Genomic DNA, 8,942 nt, shown 5'->3' on the forward strand with positions numbered 1-8,942 from the left:
GCTTCCCAGGTCGGGCCGGCGTAGTACTTGCCGACCGGCTTGCGATCCATCGAGTACAGCGTGGCTACCGGGGCCACGAACACCCACTCGTGGGCCCCGGCCATGTCCTTCTTCTCGCGGCACTCGTAGGTGATCTCGCCGACGCCGGTGGTGGCCAGGGTCTGTTTCAGCCCGACGGGCGCGCGCACGGCCTCCGGCAACATGGCGTTGTCCACCGGCTTCATCGCAGTCTGCGAGGCGCAGGCGGAGATCAGGACGGCAAGGCCCGGCAGGGCAAGGGTTCGGGTCATGGGGTGCTCCGGAGGGTGTGGTTTCGACTCGAGGCTCGGTGGCCCCGACCTTCCGATACGCCGCCCGCTGCCCACCGGATGCACGCGCCCAGCAAAAAAGCCGGCCCTCGGGCCGGCTTCGTCGGGAGCGGGAAGGCTCAGTTCGCGGCCGATGCAGCGGAGGCCGCTGCCGCCGGCGCCTTGGGCTCGGCGAAAGTCGCGCCGCCCTTGTTGGCCAGGTAGACCACGGCGCGGGCGATCTCGAAGTCGCTGAAGTCGCCGCCGCCCTGCGCGCCCATCGCGCCCTTGCCCTTCAGGGCCGAGGTCAGCAGCGCCTCGTAGCCGGTGGCGATGCGCGGCGCCCAGGCGGCGGTGTCGCCGGTCTTGGGCGCGCCGGCCGCGCCGCTGGCGTGGCAGGCCGTGCACTGGGCGGCGTAGACCTGCTCGCCGGTCTTCAGCGATCCCACGTCGGAGGCGTCCTTCACCTCGATCGCTCCGATCGGCTGGATGCGCTGGGCGACGGCTTCCGGGCCCAGCCCTTCGCTGCCGGCGGCGTCGCGGTGGTCGGTGACGACGTACTTGACCAGCAGCACGATCAGGAAGATCGGGATGATGAACGAGAACAGCACCGCGAGGACAAGTTGCTTGGGCGTCTTGATCGGGCCTTCGTGCGGGCCGCTCTGGTCGTGGGAGTCGCTCATGAATTCCTCGGTGTCGGGGCTGATCGGGGGATGTCGGTCCGCTGCCCGCGCAGCACCTTGACGCTGCGCAAGCAAAAACCCGCAAATTATAGAGGGCCGGGCCGGGGCGGGCCCGCCCGCCCGGCCGCCCCCGGCGAGTGCGGCGTAGAATCCGCCGCTCCCGCGTGCGACCGTGGTGAAGTGGATATCATGCAGCCCTCCGAAGGCTACGTCGCAGGTTCGATTCCTGCCGGTCGCGCCACTCCCGCCTAGCGCTTGAACAGCTCATCCACTTCCTTGGCGAAGTAGCCGCTGGTCGAGCTCAGGTGATCGAGGTTGCTCGCGCTTTCCACGTACACCTGATCGAACGGGCTGCTCGCCTGCAACGCCGTCGCGTCCATGCGGCCGGTCGGCGTGGCGATGTTCAACGCACTGGCGACCGAGACGAACATGTGCGTGCCGCCGCCGGTCACGCCCGCTTCCGACGAGAAGCCGGCCTGCGTGAGCGCATCGCGCAGCTGGTCGATGTAGTTGCTGCGGCCGCCAGGTGCGCCTTCCGACTGGATGCCGTCGCCGTAGGCCTCGAAGCTCTTCTCGTAGGTTGCGGTGTAGGGGGCGGCCTCCTTCTCCCCGGCGGCCACCGCCGCGTCGACGGCCTGCTTGACGATGGCCGCCTTGGCCGTTGCGGCGAAGGTCTCGCACAGTCCGAGCAGGCCGGTGATCGACACGCGCGCATTGATGTAGCTGGTGAGGTCGCTCACCTGGGTGTCCACGTCGTAGCCGGCCACCTTGGTCTCGACGTTCGACCGCGCCACCAGCGATTTCTGGTTGGCCTGCAGCCCGAGCGGGAAGGCCTCCAGCACCAGCGTGCTCACGATGGGCAGATTGAGACTGACGCTGGCGGAGCAGAAGGCGTTCTCCTGCCGGTAGCTCACCGGCACGCTGCCGCTGAACACCTGCAGCCGCCCGGCCACGTAGCGCTGGCCCGGCTTCGGATCCTGCAGCGCCTCGCCCAGCCGGCCGCTGGAGATGCCCACGCGCCGCAGCCCCGCCGCCTTGGGAAAACCGCCGAGCGTGCCGTTCAGCTCGTCCACGTACAGCCGTTTGTGGTCCGCAGTCCAGGTCTGCGTCGAGGCGCCCTGGCGGTAGTGGTGCGTCAGCATCTGGCGGGCGGCCGGCGTGTCGGCCACGGCCAGCGCCTGCGCGCCGCCGCGGTCCTTGTACAGGTCGGCCAGGAACTGCATGCCGATCGGGATGTAGGCACCGCGCTGAGGTGCGTCGACCGACAGCCACAGGTCGACCAGGTGCGGCCGGCCCGCGGCCTCCATCGATTGAAGCGCGTAGCGCGTGACCACGCCGCCCATGCTGATGCCCTGCAGCGCGATGCGGTCGGCGGCCGTCAGTTCGTAGCGGTCGATGGCCCATTCGATGACGGCGCGCACGAAGCCGGCGTTGCGCTGGATGAGGTCGGCGCCGTTGCGGTAGCGAACCACCAGCGTGTGGTGGTCGTTGCCGTTGCCCTGGGCGTCGCACGTGCTGTCGAGCTCGCCGGCGGCCGGCTCGCGGTCGGTGTCCTGCGGCGCGAAGCCGCGCACCACGATGAGCAGGTTGCGCGGGCGGCCGTCGTCGTTCAGCCCGGGGCAGACGTGCACGTAGCCCCGGCCGGGCGCGCCGTCGACCGCGTCGCCCTGGATGCTCTGAATGGTCTCCTTGTCGACCGAGGCGCGCGTGACGGGCGCGGGCCCGGTGCCACCGTCACCGCCGCCACCTCCGCAGGCGGTCAGCAAGGCGGCAAAGGCGAGGGTGCCGACGGTGAAGATGCGGGTCGGGTTCGAAGCGGTGGTCATGGCGAATCTCCTGGTGAGCGCTGCCGTCTCGGCGGGACATCCGCTTCATCCGGCATGGCTTCATCGTCGTCAGCCAGGGCACTTCGTTCGAGTCCAGTGGAGGATCATCGCGGGATCAGTACGGGATCAGTTGCAGGCGCCCCGTGCCTCGGCGCCGCTCGCCGGCTAGATTGGGCATGCCGGCGACGTCACGCCGCAGCAGCTGTCAGAGGAGAACGACATGAACGATGCGCCACTGAGGATCGCCGTGATCGGAGGCGGGGTCTCCGGCCTGTCCGCGGTCTACGAACTGACGCAGCGCGCCATCGCGCAGCGGCAGCCGCTGCGCGTGACGCTGTTCGAGAAGTGCGCCGATGTTGGCGGCAACGCCGTCAGCGGCTGGTGCAGCCTGGGCCGGCTGCCGCAGGGTGAGGCGCAGCTGCTGCGCTTCGTCGACCTTGGCGTGAACGATCTGAACCTCGACGCGTATCCGCTCGTGGCCGAAGCCATGGCCCGGGTCGGCTACGACGAGCTGAGCGAACTCGAGAACTCCGAGTGCTACTACATGCCGGACGGCCGGGTGCGATTCACGCTCGACGGCGAACTGCAGGCTGGCACCCGCCATGAGGACTTCGACTTCGCGCGGCTCGAGGGCGGTGACCTGCCGCGCCTGCAGGCGCTCATCGTCGCCACGGCCAACCGGATCATCGGCGACCAGGACGACCCCGACCTGGACATGACGGTCGGTCGCTTCTTCACGGATTGCATCGAACGGCCCTTCCAGATGCTGCACGACCCCGACGAGAGCTGGCCGACGCCGGCGCAATGGGCCGACCCCGCGTTCGTGTGCCGACTCAGCCGGCTGGTGACACGCCTGCGCGACGAATTCTTCCTGCCGCGCATGTCCGCCATGTACTTTGCCGACGAGCGCGGACCGCTCGAGATCCCGCTGGCCGTGCCGTTCTGCTACTACCGCACCCAGGAAGGGCAGTCCGGCGGGCACGCGCGCAAGCCGCGCCGTCGCTACTTCGGCAGCGGCTCGCAAGCGTGGCTGGAACGGCTCGCGGACTGGCTCGTCGAGCTGAACGACGAGGCCAGCGGCATCTCGGTCTCGATCCAGACGGGGCGCGAGGCCAGGGTCACGGTGGCCCCGGACGGCTTCGAGGTGGTCTCGCGCGCAGGGGCCGGCGACCTGCAGACCGGATGCTTCGACCGCTGCATCGTCGCCACGCACGCCGACGAGGCAGCGGACCTGCTGCACTTCGGCGAGGCGCCGGCACTGCGGGCGCAGGAAAACCTGCTGCGCGGCAAGGTGCTCGAGCGCGTGCGTTACTCGCGCAGCGTGGCCGTGGCGCACACCTGGAGCGGTGTGCTGCCGCCCGCGCCCGCGCTCTGGCGCGCCTACAACATCCTGATCCGCGAGGGCTGCGGGCTGCAGCCTTACAGCATCACCTACGTGTGCAACCGCCACCAGAACGACGCGCACGACACCCGCTACGACCGTGCCGGCGTGCCGCCCTTCTTCGTCACGCTCAACCCGCAGCGGCCGGTGCCGCCGGAGTTCATCCTGCGCTGGAGTGCGTTGCCGGAACTGGACGAGGCGCAGCGCCGGGGGCTGAGTCGTGGCGCCCTCGCGCGTGGCCGCGAGGGGAGCCTGGGCGCCGAGCGGGATGCGGACCAGGCCGTGGCCTGGTTCCGGCACAACGTGCTCGATCGCGCTGGCTTCGAGGCGCAGAAGACACTGCGGACGTACCACGGGCAGCTCGCGGGCTCGGCGCAGGCGCCGCTGTACTTCACCGGCGGCTGGAGTCGCGGCGCCGGCCTGCACGAGGAGTGCTGGCGGCAGGCGCGCGACCTGGCGGCGTGGATGCTGCCGGAGCGCTGCGCCTGCTGATCAGCCGGCGCAGCGCTGCAGGTGCGGTAGCAGCGCGCGCAGCCCCGCGGCCGCCGCGGCATCGGCCAGCCGGGCCAGGCGCTGCGCCCGCGCGGCCGCCACCGGCTCGGCCGCCGCCTCGGCCCACTCGATGTGCAGTCGCGACCAGGGCGTGGGCTCGTCGCGCGTGTAGTCGGCCAGGCGACGCGCGTGGTGCAGTGCCGCGCCGGTGTCGCCACGGGCCAGCGTCGCCGCGATGGCCGCCGCGGCAAAGCGGAAGTGGTTGTGACCGATGCACCCCTCGTCGAGCCAGGACTCGCCCAGCCGCAGGCCTTGATCACACTCCTGCGCCGTCGCGGCGAGCAGCGCGCGGGTGCCGAGCAGCCAGGGGCCGATGAAGGCGCGCAGCCCCAGCGAATCGACTTCCTCGCACGCGAGCACGATGCTGGCCCGCGCCGCGGCGGGCTCGCCGCGCAGATGCTGCAGCCGTGCCAGGCTCTCTCGCAGAAAGGGCACGAATCGGCGCGCGCCGATCGACTCCGCCAGCGCCAGTCCGCGCTCGATGTGCGACGAGGCGCGTTCGAGCTCGAGCAGGTCCAGCAGCACCCAGCCGGCGGTCAGGTGCGAGACCACCTGGGCCCGCCGGTGGCCGACGCGCTCGGCCAGTGCCACGGACTGCTCGGCGTTGTCCAGCGCGAGCAGATTCTCGTTCTGGTAGATGCGCACCGTGCCGAGCATGAAGAGGTTGGCCGCCTGCACGTGAAGCAGTCCGTGCGCGCGGCACAGCGCCAGGCAGTCGGAGAAGTGCGTGTAGGCGCTGTACAGGCGGCCCTGGGCATAGGCGGCGTCCCCCAGGCCGCTGCAGGCACGCGCCTCCAGCTCGGCGTTGCCTGCGCGGCGGGCGTGCTGCAGGGCCAGCCGGTGCTGCTCGTGGCAGAACGCCGCGTCGCCGCGCGGAAAGTGGAAGTTGCCGCGCAAGTAGTGAACGCGCGAAGCCTGCACCGGCAGGTCGAGCTGCGCGGCGATCGCGCCGGCTTCATCGAGCGCGTCTTCCGCCTCGGCGATGCGCTCCAGCGTGTTCAGCCCGAGGGCCCGCTCGATCAGGGCGTCGCACCGGGCGCGGCGGTCCGGCGCGGCCCCTGCCGCCGCTTCGCAGGCCTGCACCGAGGCGGCCACGTCGCCGCCCTTCATGCAGGCCGTGGCGCGCAGCATCAGCAACTCGAAGCGCAGCGGGTCGTGTGGGGCTGCGGCCAGTGCAGCATCGAGCAGGCCGATGGCCTCGCCGAACTGGTAGCGCTCGATGAGCTGGTGTGCGGCGGCGCGAGCCGCATCCGGGGCGTCGGCCGCTTCGGCACGCAGCAGGTGATGGGCCTGCAGCACGCCATCGCGGCCGGCAAACCACTGCGCGCAGCCCGCGTGCAGTGCGGAGCGCGCGGCCGGGAGCAGCGACTCGTAGATGCCTTCGTGGATCAGTGCGTGGCAGAAGGCCAGGCGCGCGCCGCGCCGGCGCACGAGGAAGCTGCGCAGCAGCGGCTCGGGCGAGTAGTCGGGCTGCGAGATCAGCGCACGCAGGGCCTCGAGCTCGAACTGTGCGCCGAGCACGGCAGCGGCGCGCACCGCCTGCCGGTCGGCTTCCTCGAGCTGGTCCAGGCGCGACTGCGCAAGCAACTGCACCGTGCGCGGCAGCCCGGCATGGGCAGGCCCGTGCGAGCCGTCGCGCAGCAGCGACTCGAGCAGCAGAGGGTGCCCCTGGGCCCGATCGAGGCAGACCTGTCGCTCGGCACCGTCAGCGCCAACGATCTGGTCGGCCAGCGCGCGGGCGTCGGGTTCGGGCAACGGGGCGAGTTCGAGCACCAGCGCCGATGTCTCGGCAGGAGCGTGCTGCAGCAAGGCATGCAGCGCGCGTTCGCCGGGCCGCGCGGTCAGCACCCACAGCACCGGACCGGTCTGCCGCGACAGCACGGCCGCGAGCAGCTGCTGCTCCTGCTCGCCCGACCAGTGCACGTCCTCGACGGCCAGCATCAGCGGCGACGTCGCGCTGCGCTGGGCGGCCAGGGCGGCGAGGGCGCCGGCCTGCGCCTCGATGCGCGTCTCGTGCTGCATCAGGTCGATCAGCCGCGCATCGTCGACCGGCAGGGGCAGCTGGAGCAGCCCGCGCATCAACGCCAGTTCGCCCGGCGCCAGCACGTCCGAGGCCTCGGCCAGGCGTGCCTCCAGCACCGCCGGACCGTCTTGCGGGCCGGTGCCGAGCAGTCGCCGGGCCAGCTCGGCGGGCAACTGGCTGCGCCCGCCCGCACCGAGCTCGAGCGACGTGAGGACATGGCACTCGAACCCCTCCAGCGTGGCGAGGCGGGCGAACTCCTCCAGCAGGCGCGACTTGCCGATCCCCGCGACGCCCCGCAGCCCGACCACCTGCGGGTCGCCGTAGGCCTGCACCGACTCCAGCGCGGCGCGGAACTGCTGCACCTCCACGCGACGGCCCACCAGCGCGAGCCGCGCGCCGTCCGCATCGGGGTCCGGTTGCGCGCGCCAGCAGCCGCCTTCGACGGGCTGCGAAGGGTCGAAAGGCTCGAAGCGATAGTGGGCTGGCGCACTGCGGCGCAGCGCGCTCGTGGCCAGCACGGCGCCGCCGGGGGCTGCCGCGGCCAGACGATCGAGCGTGAGCTCGGCGTCGCCGTCCTTCCCCTGCTCGATCCAGGCCAGCGCGCAGGCCAGCGCTGCGCGGCGCCCCGCGCCGTGCTCGGTCCGCGATTGAAGGCGAAACGCACAGGCGAGGGCGCGCCCGATCTCCTTGCCGGTGACGGCCTGCAGGCCGAACAGCAGTCGCATCTCGCCGGCGCCAACGGTCTCGACGCCCGCGTCGAAGAGCCGGGCCGCGTCTTCGACTTCGCGGGCCAGCCAGTCGCCTTCGGGCATGTCGCCAACCATGCGGCACTGCAAGGCGACCAGCGTGCGACGGCTGGCCGTCGGCGCGCCCGGCGCTGCCGCTGGCGGCGGCTGCTGTGCGGCGGACTCCTGGGGCTCGATGAGCGCCGCCAGCTCGACGTCGTAGAAGCGTGCCAGGTCCCGGGCGGTGCGGTAGAGCACGCTGGCACTGCGCTCTGCGCGCTTGAGCGAGGCGATCGAGACGCACAGACCGCGCTCGGCGCATTCCAGCGCCACCTGCTCCTGCGACTGGCCGCGCAGCCGCCGCAGCGACTTCAGCGTCTCGCGCCGGAGCACCACGTGCCCGTCTGCGCGCCAGGATGCCCGCTCTGCCACGGTGCTTGCCCCCCCTTCGTGCATGCCGACGGGGCTCGCCCCGCTGGCGTGGACGAAGCCGATGCGCCGGCTGCGCGACTGTAAGGCATGCCCCGGCGCGCGAGCGCCGGATCGACAAGCCGCTGGCTCAGGCCGCCGTGCCGTGCCGGATCAGGTGGTCGAAGGCCGACAGCGCCGCCTTCGCGCCTTCGCCCGCGGCGATGACGATCTGCTTGTAGGGCGTCGTCGTCGCGTCGCCGGCGGCGAACACACCCGGCACGCTGGTCGCGCCCTTGGCGTCGACCACGATCTCGCCGTAGCGCGACAGCTCCACCGTGCCCTTGAGCCACTCGGTGTTGGGCACCAGGCCGATCTGCACGAACACGCCGGCCAGTTCGATGGCGTGCTCGGCGCCGGTGGCGCGATCCTTGTAGCGCAGGCCGTTCACCTTCTGGCCGTCGCCGGTGATCTCGGTGGTCTGTGCATTCACGTGGATGGCCACGTTGGGCAGGCTCTTGAGCTTGTTCACCAGCACCGCGTCGGCCTTCAGCGCCTCGGCGAACTCGATCAGCGTGACGTGCTCGACCACGCCGGCCAGGTCGATCGCCGCCTCGACGCCGGAGTTGCCGCCGCCGATCACCGCCACCTTCTTGCCCTTGAACAGCGGGCCGTCGCAGTGCGGGCAGTAGGCCACGCCCTTGTTCTTGTACTCGGCCTCGCCGGGCACGTTGACATTGCGCCAGCGCGCGCCGGTGGACAAGATCACCGTCCTGCCCTGCAGCTGCGGGCCGTTGGACAGCGTGAGCGTGGTGATGCCGCCGGGCTGCAGCGAAGGCTCGAGCTTCTCGACGCGCTGGCCGTTCATGATGTCCACGTCGTAGTGGCGCGCGTGCGCCTCCAGCGCCGCGGCGAACTTCGGGCCCTGCGTCTCGAGCACCGAGATGTAGTTCTCGATGCCCAGCGTGTCCAGCGTCTGGCCGCCGAAGCGTTCGGCGACGATGCCCGTGCTGATGCCCTTGCGCGCGGCATACACCGCCGCGGCCGCGCCGGCCGG

General features: G+C 71.6%; 6 protein-coding genes and 1 tRNA gene. 2 read left to right on the forward strand and 5 right to left on the reverse strand.

Annotated features, from left to right (window positions below; all coding sequences use genetic code 11):
• Both AB7U92_RS15605 and AB7U92_RS15610 read right to left on the reverse strand, forming a co-directional pair.
• Positions 1 to 290 (reverse strand): DUF3455 domain-containing protein (locus AB7U92_RS15605; protein WP_428578673.1); only part of this gene is annotated, 290 nt, incomplete at its 3' end.
• Positions 291 to 427: 137 nt separating this feature from the next.
• Positions 428 to 970: a c-type cytochrome gene (locus AB7U92_RS15610; protein WP_428578675.1), complete on the reverse strand. Its 543-nt coding sequence runs from the start codon at positions 968 to 970 to the stop codon at positions 428 to 430.
• Positions 971 to 1,136: 166 nt separating this feature from the next.
• On the opposite strand from AB7U92_RS15610, the gene AB7U92_RS15615 reads away from it, so the two are divergent.
• Positions 1,137 to 1,211: transfer RNA gene (locus AB7U92_RS15615), tRNA-Arg, on the forward strand.
• A gap of 7 nt (positions 1,212 to 1,218) precedes the next feature.
• Here the strand turns inward: AB7U92_RS15615 and AB7U92_RS15620 are convergent.
• Positions 1,219 to 2,796, reverse strand: a complete 1,578-nt coding sequence (locus AB7U92_RS15620; RefSeq protein WP_428578678.1) for a hypothetical protein — start codon at positions 2,794 to 2,796, stop codon at positions 1,219 to 1,221.
• Positions 2,797 to 3,016: 220 nt separating this feature from the next.
• Here AB7U92_RS15620 and AB7U92_RS15625 point away from each other — a divergent pair, with 220 nt between their 5' ends.
• The gene (locus AB7U92_RS15625; RefSeq protein WP_428578681.1) at positions 3,017 to 4,669 is read left to right on the forward strand and encodes an FAD-dependent oxidoreductase; all 1,653 of its coding nucleotides are present in this window, start codon (positions 3,017 to 3,019) and stop codon (positions 4,667 to 4,669) included.
• On the opposite strand, the gene AB7U92_RS15630 is transcribed toward AB7U92_RS15625, so the two are convergent.
• Together AB7U92_RS15630 and AB7U92_RS15635 are read right to left on the reverse strand one after the other, a co-directional pair.
• A complete protein-coding gene (locus AB7U92_RS15630; protein WP_428578684.1) occupies positions 4,670 to 7,870 on the reverse strand; it encodes an ATP-binding protein in 3,201 nt (1,066 codons plus the stop codon).
• 166 nt (positions 7,871 to 8,036) lie between these two features.
• On the reverse strand, positions 8,037 to 8,942 hold a 906-nt coding region (locus AB7U92_RS15635; protein WP_428578686.1), incomplete at its 5' end, for an FAD-dependent oxidoreductase.

Source organism: Piscinibacter sp. (assembly GCF_050175855.1).
Lineage (GTDB): Bacteria > Pseudomonadota > Gammaproteobacteria > Burkholderiales > Burkholderiaceae_C > Piscinibacter.